The organism is Paractinoplanes bogorensis (assembly GCF_018829635.1).
Lineage (GTDB): Bacteria > Actinomycetota > Actinomycetes > Mycobacteriales > Micromonosporaceae > Actinoplanes > Actinoplanes bogorensis.
Map to the genome: position 1 here is coordinate 849,638 of NZ_JAHKKG010000001.1, position 14,536 is coordinate 864,173.

General features: G+C 70.3%; 19 protein-coding genes and 2 pseudogenes. 12 read left to right on the top strand and 9 right to left on the bottom strand.

The features are described 5' to 3' along the window. The first annotated feature begins 132 nt into the window (after nt 1–132). Nucleotides 133–450 (top strand): hypothetical protein, encoded by a 318-nt coding sequence (locus tag KOI35_RS04055; RefSeq protein WP_215784594.1) that lies wholly within the window; start codon nt 133–135, stop codon nt 448–450. A gap of 22 nt (nt 451–472) precedes the next feature. Beyond that, the gene (gene ligD / locus KOI35_RS04060) at nt 473–1,438 is read left to right on the top strand and encodes a non-homologous end-joining DNA ligase (RefSeq protein WP_438870579.1); all 966 of its coding nucleotides are present in this window, start codon (nt 473–475) and stop codon (nt 1,436–1,438) included. A gap of 99 nt (nt 1,439–1,537) precedes the next feature. Here the strand turns inward: ligD and KOI35_RS04065 are convergent, their stop codons facing one another. Continuing rightward, nucleotides 1,538–2,491 carry a helix-turn-helix transcriptional regulator gene (locus KOI35_RS04065; RefSeq protein ID WP_215784596.1) on the bottom strand — a complete coding sequence of 318 codons (954 nt, stop codon included), beginning with the start codon at nt 2,489–2,491 and terminating at the stop codon, nt 1,538–1,540. A 53-nt stretch (nt 2,492–2,544) separates the two neighbouring features. Between KOI35_RS04065 and KOI35_RS04070 the strand changes: the two genes are divergently transcribed. Next, nucleotides 2,545–3,228: an alpha/beta fold hydrolase gene (locus tag KOI35_RS04070; RefSeq protein WP_215784597.1), complete on the top strand. Its 684-nt coding sequence runs from the start codon at nt 2,545–2,547 to the stop codon at nt 3,226–3,228. Nucleotides 3,229–3,468: 240 nt separating this feature from the next. Here the strand turns inward: KOI35_RS04070 and KOI35_RS04075 are convergent, their stop codons facing one another. Together KOI35_RS04075 and KOI35_RS04080 are read right to left on the bottom strand one after the other, a co-directional pair. Then, nucleotides 3,469–3,807, bottom strand: a complete 339-nt coding sequence (locus KOI35_RS04075) for an MmcQ/YjbR family DNA-binding protein (protein ID WP_215784598.1) — start codon at nt 3,805–3,807, stop codon at nt 3,469–3,471. A 32-nt stretch (nt 3,808–3,839) separates the two neighbouring features. Further along, the gene (locus tag KOI35_RS04080) at nt 3,840–3,977 is read right to left on the bottom strand and encodes a hypothetical protein (protein ID WP_215784599.1); all 138 of its coding nucleotides are present in this window, start codon (nt 3,975–3,977) and stop codon (nt 3,840–3,842) included. Between the two features lie 159 nt (nt 3,978–4,136). On the opposite strand from KOI35_RS04080, the gene KOI35_RS04085 reads away from it, so the two are divergent. Beyond that, nucleotides 4,137–4,346: a hypothetical protein gene (locus KOI35_RS04085; protein ID WP_215784600.1), complete on the top strand. Its 210-nt coding sequence runs from the start codon at nt 4,137–4,139 to the stop codon at nt 4,344–4,346. On the opposite strand, the gene KOI35_RS04090 is transcribed toward KOI35_RS04085, so the two are convergent. Beyond that, complete coding sequence (locus tag KOI35_RS04090; RefSeq protein ID WP_215784601.1) at nt 4,330–4,686, bottom strand: bleomycin resistance protein; 357 nt, start codon at nt 4,684–4,686, stop codon at nt 4,330–4,332. The genes KOI35_RS04085 and KOI35_RS04090 overlap by 17 nt on opposite strands. Nucleotides 4,687–4,813: 127 nt before the next feature. Here KOI35_RS04090 and KOI35_RS49290 point away from each other — a divergent pair. Then, nucleotides 4,814–4,993: pseudogene (locus KOI35_RS49290) on the top strand (IS1634 family transposase); the annotation flags it as partial. A gap of 66 nt (nt 4,994–5,059) precedes the next feature. After that, a pseudogene (locus KOI35_RS47060) lies at nt 5,060–5,317 on the top strand (IS1634 family transposase); the annotation flags it as partial. A gap of 114 nt (nt 5,318–5,431) precedes the next feature. Here the strand turns inward: KOI35_RS47060 and KOI35_RS04100 are convergent. The 3 genes from KOI35_RS04100 to rnhA form a co-directional block, all read right to left on the bottom strand. Further along, nucleotides 5,432–6,154, bottom strand: a complete 723-nt coding sequence (locus tag KOI35_RS04100) for a hypothetical protein (RefSeq protein ID WP_215784603.1) — start codon at nt 6,152–6,154, stop codon at nt 5,432–5,434. 93 nt (nt 6,155–6,247) lie between these two features. Then, complete coding sequence (locus tag KOI35_RS04105) at nt 6,248–7,363, bottom strand: epoxide hydrolase family protein (RefSeq protein WP_215784604.1); 1,116 nt, start codon at nt 7,361–7,363, stop codon at nt 6,248–6,250. A gap of 2 nt (nt 7,364–7,365) precedes the next feature. Next, nucleotides 7,366–7,833: a ribonuclease HI gene (rnhA, locus tag KOI35_RS04110; protein ID WP_215784605.1), complete on the bottom strand. Its 468-nt coding sequence runs from the start codon at nt 7,831–7,833 to the stop codon at nt 7,366–7,368. Nucleotides 7,834–7,900: 67 nt separating this feature from the next. Here rnhA and KOI35_RS04115 point away from each other — a divergent pair, with 67 nt between their 5' ends. From KOI35_RS04115 to KOI35_RS04140, 6 genes are all read left to right on the top strand, one after another. After that, a complete protein-coding gene (locus KOI35_RS04115; RefSeq protein ID WP_215784606.1) occupies nt 7,901–8,815 on the top strand; it encodes an ABC transporter ATP-binding protein in 915 nt (304 codons plus the stop codon). Then, on the top strand, nt 8,812–9,570 hold the full coding sequence (locus KOI35_RS04120) for an ABC transporter permease (RefSeq protein ID WP_246612396.1): 759 nt from the start codon (nt 8,812–8,814) through the stop codon (nt 9,568–9,570). Before KOI35_RS04115 ends, KOI35_RS04120 begins: the two co-directional genes overlap by 4 nt. Before the next feature lie 111 nt (nt 9,571–9,681). Continuing rightward, nucleotides 9,682–10,518: an ABC transporter ATP-binding protein gene (locus tag KOI35_RS04125; RefSeq protein WP_215784607.1), complete on the top strand. Its 837-nt coding sequence runs from the start codon at nt 9,682–9,684 to the stop codon at nt 10,516–10,518. After that, nucleotides 10,515–11,306, top strand: a complete 792-nt coding sequence (locus KOI35_RS04130; protein ID WP_215784608.1) for an ABC transporter permease — start codon at nt 10,515–10,517, stop codon at nt 11,304–11,306. Before KOI35_RS04125 ends, KOI35_RS04130 begins: the two co-directional genes overlap by 4 nt. Continuing rightward, nucleotides 11,303–12,397 (top strand): sensor histidine kinase, encoded by a 1,095-nt coding sequence (locus KOI35_RS04135; protein WP_308120779.1) that lies wholly within the window; start codon nt 11,303–11,305, stop codon nt 12,395–12,397. The genes KOI35_RS04130 and KOI35_RS04135 overlap by 4 nt, the downstream gene beginning before the upstream one ends. Beyond that, nucleotides 12,394–13,011, top strand: coding sequence for a response regulator (locus KOI35_RS04140; RefSeq protein WP_215784609.1), 618 nt, complete (start codon nt 12,394–12,396; stop codon nt 13,009–13,011). The genes KOI35_RS04135 and KOI35_RS04140 overlap by 4 nt, the downstream gene beginning before the upstream one ends. Here the strand turns inward: KOI35_RS04140 and KOI35_RS04145 are convergent. After that, nucleotides 13,008–13,337 (bottom strand): Pepco domain-containing protein, encoded by a 330-nt coding sequence (locus KOI35_RS04145; RefSeq protein WP_215784610.1) that lies wholly within the window; start codon nt 13,335–13,337, stop codon nt 13,008–13,010. The genes KOI35_RS04140 and KOI35_RS04145 overlap by 4 nt on opposite strands. Next, on the bottom strand, nt 13,334–14,530 hold the full coding sequence (locus KOI35_RS04150; protein WP_215784611.1) for a CHAT domain-containing protein: 1,197 nt from the start codon (nt 14,528–14,530) through the stop codon (nt 13,334–13,336). The genes KOI35_RS04145 and KOI35_RS04150 overlap by 4 nt, the downstream gene beginning before the upstream one ends. Nucleotides 14,531–14,536: the final 6 nt, after the last annotated feature.

The following is a 14,536-nucleotide window of genomic DNA, read 5'->3' on the forward strand; positions in this document are numbered from 1 at the left end:
GGTGCGTCCGAACGGCGTGCCGGGGGCTTTCTTTTTCCCGTACGCCTCCAGCCCGCCCCCGCTCATCTCTATTCGGTCAATTCACCCTTGGCGTTAAAGACGTGGTCCATGATCACCTCTAGGCTCGACATCGTGAGCTTCACCGATCGCATGGCCTACGCCCTCGAGAAAGACCTGATCGACGACGAGCGCCACACGCGGGTCGGCCTGCGCGTCACCGCGATCACGGCGTTCTGGGCGGTCATCGTGCCCATCCTGGTCGTGTACGGGGTCACCGGCCGCCAACGGGAGACCGAGGTGCTCTCGATCGCCGCCTCCCTCACCGTGCTGCTGCCCTTCCTCGCCGCCGTGATCGCCACTCATGGACGCCGGTTCGGCATCGGTGGGGCGTACGTGGTGCTGACGCTTCTGATGGTTCTGCCCGCTGTCTGGATCGCCCAGCTGGGCTGACCGGCGCTGTCGGCGTGGCACGATGGGCGGCATGGCGGACAAGGGCGAGGAGCGCGACGGCGTCAAGCTGACCAACCTCGATCAGGAACTTTTCTCCGATGCCGGGGCGACCAAGCGTGACCTGGTCGACTATCTCGACGCGGTGACCGACCGGATCCTGCCGGTGCTGCGCGACCGTCCGCTCTCGGTGATCCGTCTGCTGCGCGGCCAAGACAAGTTCATGCAGAAGAACCTGCCCAAATACACGCCCGACTGGGTGCCCCGCACGTCGGTGTGGGCCGAGGCCAGTCACCGCGAGGTCACGTACGGGCTGTGCAACGACCACCGCACCCTCCTGTGGTTCGGCAACCAGCGCGCCATCGAGTATCACCCCGCCCTGATGCTCGCCGGTCAGACCGCACCGACTCACCTGATCATGGATCTGGACCCGCCCGAGGGCGGCGCGTTCCAGCTCGCCGTGCAGGCCGCCCGCCTGGTCCGCGAGGCACTGGCCAGTGCCGGCATGTCCGGCGCGGTCAAGACCAGCGGTGCCAAGGGCGTGCACGTGTTCGTCCCCCTCGACGGCAAGTCCGACCCCGAAGAGGTAGCCGCCGCCACTCGCGCCGTGGCCGCCCGCGCCGAGCGAATCGACCCCGAACTGGCCACGACCGCGTTCATCCGCGAAGACCGGCACGGCAAGGTTTTCCTGGACGCGACCCGGGCCGGCGGCGCCACGGTGATCGCCGCCTACAGTCCACGGGTCCGCCCCGGTGTCCCGGTGTCGTTCCCGGTCGCCTGGGACGACCTGGACAACGTGAAGCCGTCGGATTTCACCGTCCACACCGCACTGTCCCGGCTGTCCGACGGCGACCCGTGGGCCGCCGCGATGCCCGAACCGCAGCCCCTCGACCAGGGCCTGATCGACGAGGGCCGCACGATCCCGGTGGCTCGGGTGCAGGCCATGCACGAGGGCAAGCGCCGAGCCAAGGCCCGCCGAGAGGCCGGCTGACTGAGCAGCAGCAGGGCCGGCACGAACGCCCCGAACCGCGTCCCCGACGGAACACCCGCCGTAAGCACCTCCGGCTGAGTGCGTACGGGGAAACGGTCTTCAGGTTTGTCTTGATGCGGCGGTGAAGCGGGCGGCCAGCTCGGCCACGGCTGCGCGCAGCTCGGGGCACTCCTCGACGGTGAAGTCGAACGGGACGGCGGCCAGCCACTCCTGGGCGTACATGCGGGTGTTGGTGGTGCTGCCGGTCAGCACGCAGCGGTTGTCGCCGGCGGGCTCGAGGCGGCCCATCGTGGGGCGGATGAACGGGGCCACGCGGTCGTGCGGGGCGTGGAAGACGACGCGGGTCTGATATTTCCAGCCCGAGCCCAGGTTCTGCTCCAGGGACGCCACCGGGTCGAGGTCGTCGGGTGGGGTGAAGCGCTGCGCCAGCTGCTTCACGGCCCGCATGCGGTCGATGCGGTAGGTGCGGATCGCGTCGGCGCGGTGCGAGTGGCACAGCAGGTACCAGCGGCCGAAACGCACCACCACGGCCCACGGGTCGACCTCGGCGTCCCACTGGTCGCCGTTCTCGTTGGCGTACGTGACGAGCGCCCGGCGACGGTCGGCGACCGCTCCGACCAGCGTGCTCATCACGGCCGGATCGGCGCGGGACGAGCGGCGGTCAGGGGCGGCCGACGCGTACGCGCGCAGGGCGGCCGCCTGCCGGCCGACGTTTTCGGGGAGCGCCCGGATGACCTTGCTGAGGGCGCCGCCGATCAGGTCGTCGGCGTCGATCGCGGCCGGCTGCCCGTCGAGCACGGCCATGACGAGCCCGAGCGCCTGCTCCTCGGTGAACACGACCGGGGGCAGCCGCGTGCCGCGGCCCAGGCGATATCCCCCGTACGGGCCCCGGACCGACTCGACCGGGATGCCGGCCTCGCGCAGGATGCCCACGTAGCGGCGCGCCGCCCGTTCGGTGACGCCGAGCTGGGCGGCCAGCTGATCGGCGGTCGTGCCCGGGCGGGCCTGCAGGATCTCGAGCGTGCGCAGCGCCCGCGCGGTGGGGCTTTCCATCGCCCACACCGTAGCGGAAGCGGAACGTCCGGAATAGGTCCTAGGGTCGAGGCATGACGAACGGACAGATCGTGCTTCTCGGTGGCCTGTGGCTCGACGCGTCGGCGTGGGACGACGTCGTCGCCGACCTCACCCGTCAGGGGCGTCGCACGATTGCGGTGACCCTGCCCGGCCAGGGCGACGGGAACGCCACGGCGACGCTGGACGACCAGGTCAACGCCGTGCTCGCGGTGGTCGACGCGGCCGCGGGGGAGTCGATCGTGGTCGGGCACTCCGGATCGTGCACGCTGGCCTGGCTGGTCGCCGACGCCCGGCCCGAGCGGGTCGGCAAGGTCGTGATGATCGGCGGCTTCCCGCAGGCCGACGGCGACCTCTACGCCGACTTCTTCCCGGCGGTGGACGGGGCGATGGCCTTCCCGGGCTGGGAGCCGTTCGAGGGGGCGGACGCGGCCGACCTCGACGAGGCAGCGCGTCAGCGGTTCTCCGATGCGGCCATTCCGGTGCCCGAGGGTGTATCGAAGGCCGTCGTGCACCTGTCGGACGAGCGCCGCTATGGCGTGCCGGTCGTGATGGTCTGCCCCGAATACACCCCGGCCCAGGCCCGCGAGTGGATCGACGCAGGGGAGCTGCCCGAACTGGCCAAGGCCAAGCAGGTCGACCTCGTCGACATCGACTCGGGACACTGGCCGATGCTGACCAAGCCGGCCGAACTGGCCCACATCCTGGCCGCCGTCTGACCGAGAGCGCCGACGTCCGAGCGGCCGCCGACGTCCCAAGTCGAGCACCGGCGTCTGAGCGGGCGCCGACGTCTGAGCGGGCGCCGACGTCTGAGCGGGCGCCGATGTCTGGGCGTGCGCCGACGTCCCAAGCCGAGCGCCGGCGTCTGGGCGGGCGCCGACGTCCCAAGTCGAGCACCGGCGTCTGGGCGGGCGCCGACGTCCCAAGCCGAGCGTCGATGTCTGAGCGGGCGCCGACGTCTAGGCGGGATACGCCGACCAGACCTTTTTGGGCACGACCATGCGCCACGCGTCGAGGACGAGCTCGGTCATCCGATCCTCGTCCAACCGCGCCATCCACGCCTGGACCCAGTGGAAGCGCAGATCGGACTCGCGCGGCAGATGGAAGGTATCCGGCTCGGCGGCGATCAGGGCGTCACGCTCCTCTTTGGGGAAGCCGAAGCCCATGATCGTCTCGTCGCGGGAGAACGCCACATAGACGATCGCGCCGACCCGGAACTTCACGCGGTCGTGGATCAGGTGCTCGGAGCTGCGCGGAAGGTCGCGGGCGACCCGCCGGACGTCATCGACGGTGACCATGCGACGACCGTACGGCCGGGGTCTGACACTTTTCAGGGGCGGCGCGGCTTGGGCACCGGCAGGTTGGTGGTCGGCTCGTCGGGCAGCGGCGTGCTGTTCGGAACCTTCGCGCGGAACACCCGGTCGGCCGGCAGCCGATAGGTCGCGGCCTGCACCAACTCGTCGGGCACGGTGTCCTGACTTGGCTCAAGATCGCTGATCTTGGTTAGGGTGCTGGCTGTTGAGCTGATGTTTACTGGCTGCGCGGCACCGGTGCCTCATACGCCCGGCTGTACTGGGAAAGCCTCCGGCAGGTCAACGAATGGATCTCCGGGTCGGCCGGCGCGCCGGTGACCGTACCCACCGGCTGTTCGGTCTTCCCCAAGGAGCTGCAGCGCCCGTCTCGGCGGTGGGCGGAGCGCCGGTTCCCGAACGTCCGGTACTGGAACGAGCCCGGCAAGGGCGGCCACTTCGCGGCGTTCGAGCAGCTGGCGTTGTTCGTCGACGAGGGTCCGGTCATTCTTCCGGCTGGTCCGCTGATGGTCACCCATGCTCGGTAAGCGGCTGGCTAAAGATCAACAAGTGCCCATCGGGTGTCCGTACGTTGAAGTCGCGCATCCCGTAGGGCCGGTCAGCCAGTGGCTCGACGATGTCGGCGCCGCGGGCGCGCAGCTCGTCGTGGCAGGAATCGACGTCGTCGACGATAACCGTCACCCTGGCCGGGCCGACGCTGCTTTCGGCGTACAGGTGGAACTCGGCGGTGTCGCGGATCACGGCCGCGTAGCTAGGTGGGGTCTCCCAGGTGAATATGGTGTCGAATCCGAGCGCGTCCGTGAAGTACGACCGCGCTGCCTCCACATCTCGGCACGGCAGCACGGGAACCGCCACCCGCATGACCATTCCGTCACCTTAACCAACTTTGACTCAAGATCGCCGATCTTGGGTGGGGTGCTGGCTGCTGAGCTGCGGTTTCGTCGTATGAACGGCGAAAATCTGCGCACTGGCGGCCGGTTCCCGGCTGTCTCTCGTGGCGTATGTGCGCACGGTGAAGACGGCGTCGGGCGCCAGGGCGGTGCAGATCGTGCACTCCTCGCGTCGCGGGTCGCGGGACATCGAGCACATCGGCTCGGCGCATGACGATGCGGCGTTGGAGGCGCTCAAGGCGGTGGCGAGGCAGCGTCTGGCTGTGGGGCAGCCCGAGCTCGACTTTGGCCCGGACTTCGCGGCGTGCAGGCCGGCAGTGGTGTCGTTCATCCTCGGCGCGCGGATACCCGACGTGCTTGCGTGTCCGATCTACCACCACAAGCGCGAGTCGGTCGACGCGCACCCGACGGTCGTGTTCGCCGCCCTGGCCGTCAGCAGGTGGATCGAGCAGACCACCGGCTGGTCGATCAAGAAGTTCGTGCGCACCAGCCGCCGCTACCGCACCATCAACATCCAGGCCGGCGAGCACACCCTCACCACCGTCGACCCGCTACCCGAAGACCTCCGCGATGCCCTCACCCGCATCCACGACCGCGGTGCGCACTAATTTGAGCCAAGTCAGGGATCAGATGCTCGGAGCTGCGCGGAAGGTCGCGGGCGACCCGCCGGACGTCATCGACGGTGACCATGCGACGACCGTACGGCCGGGGTCTGACACTTTTCAGGGGCGGCGCGGCTTGGGAACCGGCAGGTTGGTCGTCGGCTCGTCGGGCAGCGGAGTGCTGTTCGGAACCTTCGCGCGGAACACCCGGTCGGCCGGCAGCCGATAGGTCGCGGCCTGCACCAACTCGTCGGGCACGGTGTGCTTGCCGCCCGAGCGCGCGCGAGGCGTGACCGTGGTGGCGTCGTCGGTCGCGTGCGCGCGGGGCGTGATCACGGTGGCGTCGTCGGTCGTGCGTGTGCGGGGCGTGACCACGGCGTCGTCTGTCGCGTGCGTGCGGGGGGTGACCACGGTGGCGTCGTCGGCGGTGCGCGGGTCGGGGAACTGCTGATAGGTCACGCCGCCGACGGCCGGGGGCTCGGCCACCGTGTGCCGCGGAGGCGGCGGCGGAGCGGGAAAGCCCGGCTTCTCGGTGCGCTCGGAAACAGCCGGAGCCGGAGCCGGGCCGGCGACGCCCTGGTGCCGGATCGCGCGGCCGGGATCGGTATCGGGCTCGGAAGGCGAAGCCGGCGACGGCGAAGCGGTCTCCTTCTTGGGCACAGCCGACCGGACGGCCAGGCTGAACACCCGGTTCGAGGCCGTTTCGTAGCCCTCCCGATAGGCCTCGTCGCGGTCCCGCTTGAGCTGATAGCGCTGGTGCACACGGCCGGCGGCATAGGCACAACAAGCGACGAACAAAGCCAGCAGGAGGAAAATGAGCACAGTGTCGCCCGGCGCGTTCATGCGTCGATTGTTTCGCTTTCAATAGACCGAGAGCTATGGCCCGTTTGACGTACCCCGATCGGATTATCCGGAACGCTCAGGTTCCGCTCCGATTCACCCGCCGGAGGTGGTGAGCGCGGCGGCGCAGGCGCGCACCTCCTGAATGAACAGCTCGGGCTGTTCGAAGGCCGCGAAATGCCCACCCCGCGGCGGCTCGTTCCAATAGCGGATATCGGTGAACCGGCGGGCCGCCCACCGCCGCGACGGCCGTGGATTTTCGCGCGGAAAGATCGAGCACCCCACCGGTACGGGAACCGCGGGCGCGTCGCTTCCGTCGCCGCGGAAGATCGCCTGTACGGCCGGGAAGCTCTCGTAATAGAACCGCGCGGCCGAGGCGCCGGCGCCGGGAAGCCAATACATCATCAGGTTGTCGAGCAGCTGGTCCCGGGTGAGCACATCACCGTCGGTCCAGGCGTGGAACTTCTCGACGATCCAGGCGCACAGCGCGGCCGGCGAATCGACCAGCCCGTACCCGATGGTCTGGGGCCGGGTCGACTGCACGAACGAGTAGCCGTCGCCGTCGGCCGCCGCGGCCAGGTCGTCCAGGGCCGACTGCTCGGCCGGGGTGAGCGCGCCGAACGTGGCCGGGTCGGGCGCGACCAGCGGCGGCACCAGGTGCAGGCCGATGACCCGCGACGGGTGCCGCAGGCCCAGTTCGGTGCTGACGCTGGTGCCCCAGTCGTGGCCCTGGGCGATGAACCGCGGATAGCCGAGCCGGGTCATCAGCTCGGCCCAGGCGTCGGTCGTCCGCGCCACGCCCCACCCGGCGACCGTCGGAGCCGAGCTGAATCCGTAGCCGGGCAGCGACGGGCACACCACGTGGAAGTCCGCCGAGAGCGGCCCGATCACGTCGAAGAACTCGACCACCGACCCCGGCCAGCCGTGCGTCATCAGCAGCGGCACGGCGTCCGGTCGCGGCGACCGCACGTGGACGAAGTGCACGGTCACGCCGTCGACAACGGAAAGGAACTGCGGGTGCCGGTTGAGTCGAGCCTCGGAGAACGGGTAGCCCGACGCCCAATAAGAGCATAAATCCGAAATGTGGGCTAGCGGGGTTCCCTGGACCCAGCCGGTCCGGGGCGCCGGAGAGGGCCATCGCGTCCGCGACAACCGGGAGCGCAGGTCAGCGACGTCGTCGGAGGTCACCGCGACGTGAAACGGAACGATCACCCTCAGGCTCCGCCGACGATTGCTCCGGTGGCCACCGCCTCCTGCAGTCCGCGCGCGGCCAGCCGGTCGGCCCGCTCGTTCTCGGGATGGCCGGCGTGCCCCTTCACCCAGTGCCACTGCACATCATGACGGCGTACGGCCTCGTCCAGGCGCTGCCACAGGTCGACGTTCTTGACCGGCTGCTTGGCCGAGGTCAGCCACCCGTTGGCCGACCAGCGCGGCAACCACTTCGTGATCCCGTCGCGCACGTAGATGCTGTCGGTGTAGAGCTTGACCGTCAGCTGCTCCCGGTTCAGCGTCTCGAGCGCCCGGATCGGGGCCATCAGCTCCATCCGGTTGTTCGTGGTCGGCGCGTGGGTGCCGCCGAACAGGTCCTTCTCCTTCGCGCCGTAGCGCAGCACCGCCCCCCAGCCGCCGGGGCCGGGATTGGGCACGCAGGCCCCGTCGGTGTAGATCTCCACCACGGTCATGTGAGCACCCTAACGGGGCGGCCCCGCCCACAGGCCGATGGGAAACGACGGCACGTAAAGTGGATCCGTGACGGACGAGGCGGTCGAGCTGCGCGACATCGTGGTGCGCTACGGCGACACGACGGCCGTCGGCGGCGTTTCGCTCACCGCCGGCCGGGGCCGGGTCCTCTCCCTGCTCGGGCACAACGGCGCCGGCAAGACCAGCCTGTTGCAGGTCTGTGAGGGCTTCCGGCGGCCCGACGGCGGCATCGCGCGGGTGCTCGGGCTCGACCCGATGGCCGATCACGACGCGCTGATGCCCCGGCTCGGCATCATGCTGCAGTCCGGCGGCGTCTATCCGTGGGCCACCGCGGGCGAGATCCTGCGTCTGTTCGCGTCGTTCGCCGCCACCCCGCTCGACGTCGACATGCTGCTCGACCGGCTGGGCCTGCGGAAGTTCGAGCGGACCAGGTGGCGCCGCCTCTCCGGGGGCGAGCAGCAGCGCCTGTCGCTGGCCGTCGCGCTGGTCGGCCGGCCCGAGCTGGTCTTCCTCGACGAGCCCACCGCGGGCATGGACACCGAGGCCCGCCACACCACCTGGCGCCTGATCGAGGAGCTGCGCGCCGACGGCGTGACCGTGCTGCTCACGACCCACCTGCTCGACGAGGCCGAGCGCCTGGCCGACGAGGTGGTGATCATGCGCTCGGGCGCGGTCGCCGCCACCGGCAGCCCGGCCGAGCTGACCGCGGCGGCCGGCATCGACCTGCTCGAGGTGCGGGCCGAGCCGGGTCTGGTGCCCGACGGCCGGCTGGCCGACTTCAAGGTCGTCGAGACCACCCCGGGGGAATACGCGATCACCGGCTCGCTCGACGCGGCCACCATCTCCGACGTGCTGGGCTGGTTCGCCGGCGCCGGGGCCCAGGTCACCGCGGTGAACACGCGCCGCCGCACGCTGGAAGACGTCTACCTGGCCCTGACCAGCGGCGAGAAGGTCTACCGATGAGCGGCGTCTTCGCCCCTGCCCCGGGCCGCGCGCCGATGCGCAGCGTCGTGGCCAGCCAGATCCGGATGGAACTGACGCTGACCGCGCGCCGGGGCGAGGCCGTGGTGCTGGCCCTGTTCGTGCCGCTGCTGGTGATGCTCGGGGCCGGGCTGACCGAGGCGACCAACGTGCCCGGCGACGACCGGCTCGCCTTCGTGGTGCCGGGGGTGCTGGCGCTGACCGTGATGTCGACGGCCTTCACCGGCCAGGCGATCACCACCGGATACGAGCGCAGCTACGGCGTACTGAAAAGGCTCGGGGCTTCTCCGCTCAACCGGTCCGGCCTGCTCTTCGCCAAGATCGCGGCGGTGCTCGGCCTGATCGTCGTGCAGCTGATCGTGCTGGCTGCGGTCGGCGTTGCGGTCGGCTGGCGGCCGCACCTCGAGATGCTGCTGCCCGCGCTCGGGGTCACCGTGCTGGCCACCGCGGCATACAGCGGACTCGCTCTTCTCATGGCCAGCCTGCTGCGGCCCGAGGCGACCACGGGCGCGGCCACGCTGATCTACGTGGTGATGCTGGCCGCGGGCGGCATCATGTTCGCCGCGCCCGACCTCGGGACGGCCGGCTGGTTCCTGCTGCCGCTGGCGGCGCACGCCGAGGCCCTGCGCGAGACGCTCTCGCACGGCGGCAGCGTCCCGGGCGCGATCTGGCTCAGCCTGGCCACCTGGGCCGTCGTCCTCGTCACCGCGGCGGCCAGGAAGTTCCGCTGGGAATGAGCAACGCCAGGAACGTCCGCTCGGAATGATCGGTGTCCACCGATCGGTGGACACGGGCTGACGACCGCGCGGTCGTCCCTCGGCGAGAAACAAAAAAGCACGATCAAAGGCATGACAGCCATTGAGGTGCGCGGCCTGAGAAAGGCTTATAAAAACCATGAGGTGGTCCGCGGCATCGATCTCGACGTGGCCCGCGGCGAGGTGTTCGCGCTGCTCGGCCCGAACGGCGCCGGCAAGACCACGACCACCGAGATCCTGGAAGGACACCGGTTCCGCGACGGCGGCGAGGCGCGGGTCCTCGGCGTCGACCCCGGCACGGCCGGGACCGAGTGGCGGGCCCGGATCGGCATCGTCCTGCAGGACACCGACGACGCGGCCGACCTGACCGTCCGCGAGATGGTCCAGCACGTGGCCGGGTTCTATCCGAAACCGCGCCCGGCCGACGAGGTGATCGGCCTGGTCGGGCTGGAGGAGAAGAGCAGGAGCCGCATCCGTACGCTCTCCGGCGGTCAGCGCCGCCGGATGGACGTCGCGCTCGGCATCGTCGGACGGCCCGAACTGCTGTTCCTCGACGAGCCCACGACCGGCTTCGACCCCGAGGCGCGCCGTCATTTCTGGGACCTGATCCGCACCCTGGCCGCCGAGGGCACCACGATCCTGCTGACCACGCACTACCTCGACGAGGCCGAGGCGCTGGCCGACCGGCTGGCCGTGCTGGCCGCCGGGCGGATCGTGGCCGAGGGCACCCCGGCCGCGCTCGGCGGGCGCTCGTCGGCCGGTGCGACCGTGTCGTGGCGCGAGGACGGGGTGCTGCGTTCCGAGGAGGTGCCCGACCCGACGCCGCTGATCCGCAAGCTGGTCGCGGCCGAGACCGACCTGAGCACGCTGACCGTCAGCCGCCCGACGCTCGAGGACACCTATCTGAACCTGATCGGAGCGCACCGATGAGCACCCTCTCCCTGGGCGTCAGCCGCGGCCACGTCGAGCTGCTCCAGTTCCTGCGCGACCGGACGGCCATGGTCTTCACGTTCGCCTTCCCGGTCATGCTCCTGCTGCTGTTCGGCACCATTTTCAGCGACAGCTACGACCAGCCGGGTGTGACCGCGGCCCACGTCTTTTCGGCCAGCATGCTCGCGTACGGAATCCTGACCACCGCCTTCGTGACGATGGGTTCCGGACTGGCCATGGATCGCGAGGACGGCACGCTGAAACGGCTGCACGGCACACCGATCAGCGCCACCTCGTACGTACTGGGAAAGCTCTTGCTGGTGTTGGCCCTTGTCGTCGCTGAGGCGGTGCTGCTGATCGCCGTCGGCACGCTGGTCTTCGACATGTCGCTGCCGGACGCCTCGCACTGGCTGGCCTTCGTGTGGATCTTCCTGCTCTCGGTCACCTCGTCGTCGCTGCTCGGCATGGCGGTCAGCGCGATCGTCAAGCACGCCCGCACGGCCGGCGCCATCCTGAACGTGCCGGTGGTGGCCCTGCAGTTCATCTCGGGCGTCTTCATCTATCCGGTCATCCAGCTGCCGTCGTGGCTGATCACGGTCTCGTCGATCTTCCCGGTGAAGTGGATGGCCCAGGGCTTCCGCTACGTCTTCCTGCCCGACGGCATGCGGGTCAACGAGGCGGCCGGGCAGTGGGAGCTGGGTCGCATCGCCTTGGTGCTCGGTGCCTGGTGTGTGGTCGGATTGGTGCTGTGCCTGGTGACCTTCCGGTGGACGCGGCCCGACAAGTGACCTCCGAGCCCCGCGCCCTGTTCTGGGACGCCTACCTGACGTTGATCGCGGTCGTCGTGGCGGCCGCGGTCCTCGCCGTGGACAGTTCCGCGCTCGCCGCCCGGATCGGGTCGGCCGCGGCGGTCCTCGGCATCGTGGGGGTGCATTTCGCGGTCGGCCGGCATCTGATCCGGGCCGACCGCGAGAGCGTGGTCCTGATGGGCGTCCAGCTGGGGCTGTTCGCCACCGCGGTCACCCTGGTGCCGAACGCGAACTGGCTGCTGTTCGGTGTGATCCCGCTGATCTTCCAGCTGGTTCCGCTGCGGGCGGCCACGATCGGGGTGATCGCGGCCAATCTTGTGCTGCCGGTCTCGAACCTGATCCTGCGGCCCGGCTCGCTCGGCATGGACCTGGTGATCGCGGTCATCTCGGCCGCCGGCGGCATCTGGCTCGGCTACTTCATCACCCGGGTGGTCGCGCAGAGCCGCGAGCGTCAGCGGCTCATCGACGAGCTGGAGAAGACCCGGGCCGAGGTCGCCCGGCTCTCCCGCGAGGCCGAGCGGGCCCGTCTCTCGGCCGAGATCCACGACACGCTGGCCCAGGGGTTCACCAGCATCATCGCGTTGCTGCAGGCGGCCGAGCCGGACATCGACCTGGCGGTGCGGACGGCGCGGGAAAATCTGGCCGAGGCGCGGTCGCTCGTCGCGGCGCTCTCGCCCGCGCCTCTCGCTTCAAGCTCACTTCCTTCCGCCGTACGCCGTCAGACCGACCGCTTCCACGAGGAGTCGGGCGTCCCGGCCGGTTTCCGGGTGACCGGCGACGAACGTGCACTGCCGACCGCCGTCGAGGTGGTGCTGTTGCGGGCGGCCCAGGAAGCGCTGGCCAACGTGCGGCGGCACGCGTCCGCGCACGAGGCGGCGGTCCTGCTGGCGTACACGCCCTCGTCGGTGCGGCTGGTGGTCCGCGACGACGGGTGCGGCTTCGTGCCGGGGGCGGCCGACGGCTACGGGCTGTCCGGCATGCGCTCGCGCGCGGCCCAGGTGGAGGGTGCGGTGACCGTGCACAGTGACCCCGACACCGGCACGACGATCGAAGTGGAGGTGCCGGCGTGATCCGGATCCTGCTGGTCGACGACCACCCGGTCGTGCGGCACGGGCTGCGCGGCATGCTCGAGGCCGAACCCGACCTGACCGTGATCGGCGAGGCGTCGTCCGGGCTTCAGGGCGTGGCGCTCGCGGTGGAAACACAGCCCGACGTCGTGCTGATGGACCTGCGCATGCCCGGCGGCGACGGCGTGGAGGCCACCGAGAAGATCGTCGCGCAGGCTCCCGGCGTACGGGTGATGGTGCTGACGACGTACGAGACCGACCGCGACATCCTGCGCGCGATCGAGGCGGGCGCGGCCGGCTACCTGCTCAAGGACGCGTCACCGGCCGACCTGGCCGACGCCGTGCGGGCCGCCGCCCGGGGCGAGACCGTGCTGGCCCCGAGCGTGGCCTCGACCCTCGTCCGGCAGGTGCGCAAGCCGCCGCCGCCCCCGTTGTCGGCGCGCGAGGTCGAGGTGCTGAAACTGGTCGCGCGCGGCCTGACCAACGCCGAGATCGGCAAGCGGTTGTTCATCTCGGAGGCGACCGTCAAGACGCACCTGTTGCGCGCCTTCAACAAGCTCGACGTGGCCGACCGTACGGCCGCCGTGACGACGGCCATGGAGCACGGGTTGCTCTAGGTTTCTTTCTTGACAAAAGTGAAGGTCAGCCCGGACTTGCCGGCGAGCTCGCCACCGGTGCCGAGCAGCGACACCTGTCCCTTGGCGCTGATCTCGGCACTGATCTGCACCTGCTCGAGCCGGTATTCGCCCATCGCGGCCGGCACCCCGTCGAGCACCGACCCCATCGTGGCCACGAACTGCTCGACCCGCTCGCGCAGCACCGCGGCCGGCACCTCACCCCAGCCCAGCCGCAGCTCGTCGGCCCGCCGGAACAGGCCGCGCTCGGTGCGCCCGCTCTGGCCCTCGTCAAGCCCGAAGATGCGTACCACGTCGTCGTCAGTCATGAACTCTCCCAGGGTCGGATGTGCAGATCGGGATCGGCGTACGCCGCATAGCCCAGTCCGAGCGGATTGCCGAACCGGGCCAGCAGATGGTTGCGCGCGTGGTGGACGGACTCGCCCAACGGCCGGCGCCGCAGGATGAACGCCGTGTAGAACGCGGCCGAGAACTCCGACGCGACGTCGTCCGGCACCTCGACGTCACTGCCGATGAAGCCCCGGTTCCGGTTGCCGTGCAGGAAGAGCGACGGGAACGAGAGCGCGCTGGTGGCCGCCATCCGGGACGCGCCGCAGGCGTTCATGAAGATCAACGGCATGTTTCCCGTACGGGCGGCACGCGTCATCCGCCGGTCGGTGAGCTCGATGCCGAGGTCGTCCAGGCGGGTCACCACCGTGCGCCCGTCCCCGCTGAGCTCGATCTCGTTGCCCAGCGGGTCGTCCGCCCGCGTGTGGCAGTGGCAGGCGAAGTGCTGGATCTGGTCCGGTTCGCGGCCCGCCGCGCCGGTCAGCGACAGGGCCGGGTCCCAGATCAGGTCGACCAGGCCGGGTTCGTTCTCGTCGCCGCTCGGATAGGCCCGCTCGATCTCGACGTGCTCCCGCGCCGGGCCGGTGAGCCACGCGAGTTCGGCCGCCGCGCCCGGCAGGCCGTCGTGCCGCAGGAAGCGGACCGGGATCCGGCCCTCGGCCCCCGGTTCCAGCGTCCGGCCCTGGGCCACCGGCGCCTCGGCGAACGACCGGCGGATCACGCACGAGAACCCGGCGAAGTGGCGGCACGCCTCGACCAGGCCGGCCCGGTTCGCGATCCGCCGCGTTCGGCGGGGCACGAACAGCGGGAGATACTCGATCGGCAGCAGGGTCTCGATGTCGCCGACGCATTCGATCAGTGGGGGAGTCGCGCCGGGGCGGTCGGCCATGGCCCGGGTGAAGAACTGCTGAATCTTGTCGATGTCTTCGGCCTGGTCGAACAGCAGGAGCATCATGAGCATGCCGGTCCGGCGCAGCATCTCGTACACGTCCGCGGCGTCGGCGTCGGCGATCTCCAGCTTGGGGATCGAGTCCTTGAGCTCGACGAGCAGGCGGTCCAGCGTCGCCCGGGCCTCGAGGACCCGTCCCGGGGCGGGCATCTTCAGCAGCAGCTTGCGCCGCGGGCGCCACGTTCTCGCCGGGATCGAAAACTCCAGGATCTCCCTCGACCGCACGGCGCG

Bases quoted from the DNA above. Each gene is read 5' to 3' on its own strand.
- KOI35_RS04145 (WP_215784610.1), bottom strand. From the start codon at position 13,337: ATGACTGACGACGACGTGGTACGCATCTTCGGGCTTGACGAGGGCCAG.
- rnhA (WP_215784605.1), bottom strand. From the start codon at position 7,833: ATGACCGTGGTGGAGATCTACACCGACGGGGCCTGCGTGCCCAATCCC.
- KOI35_RS04100 (WP_215784603.1), bottom strand. From the start codon at position 6,154: ATGAACGCGCCGGGCGACACTGTGCTCATTTTCCTCCTGCTGGCTTTG.
- KOI35_RS04125 (WP_215784607.1), top strand. From the start codon at position 9,682: ATGACAGCCATTGAGGTGCGCGGCCTGAGAAAGGCTTATAAAAACCAT.
- KOI35_RS04130 (WP_215784608.1), top strand. From the start codon at position 10,515: ATGAGCACCCTCTCCCTGGGCGTCAGCCGCGGCCACGTCGAGCTGCTC.
- KOI35_RS04070 (WP_215784597.1), top strand. From the start codon at position 2,545: ATGACGAACGGACAGATCGTGCTTCTCGGTGGCCTGTGGCTCGACGCG.
- KOI35_RS04090 (WP_215784601.1), bottom strand. From the start codon at position 4,686: ATGGTCATGCGGGTGGCGGTTCCCGTGCTGCCGTGCCGAGATGTGGAG.
- KOI35_RS04065 (WP_215784596.1), bottom strand. From the start codon at position 2,491: ATGGAAAGCCCCACCGCGCGGGCGCTGCGCACGCTCGAGATCCTGCAG.
- ligD (WP_438870579.1), top strand. From the start codon at position 473: ATGGGCGGCATGGCGGACAAGGGCGAGGAGCGCGACGGCGTCAAGCTG.
- KOI35_RS04120 (WP_246612396.1), top strand. From the start codon at position 8,812: ATGAGCGGCGTCTTCGCCCCTGCCCCGGGCCGCGCGCCGATGCGCAGC.
- KOI35_RS04075 (WP_215784598.1), bottom strand. From the start codon at position 3,807: ATGGTCACCGTCGATGACGTCCGGCGGGTCGCCCGCGACCTTCCGCGC.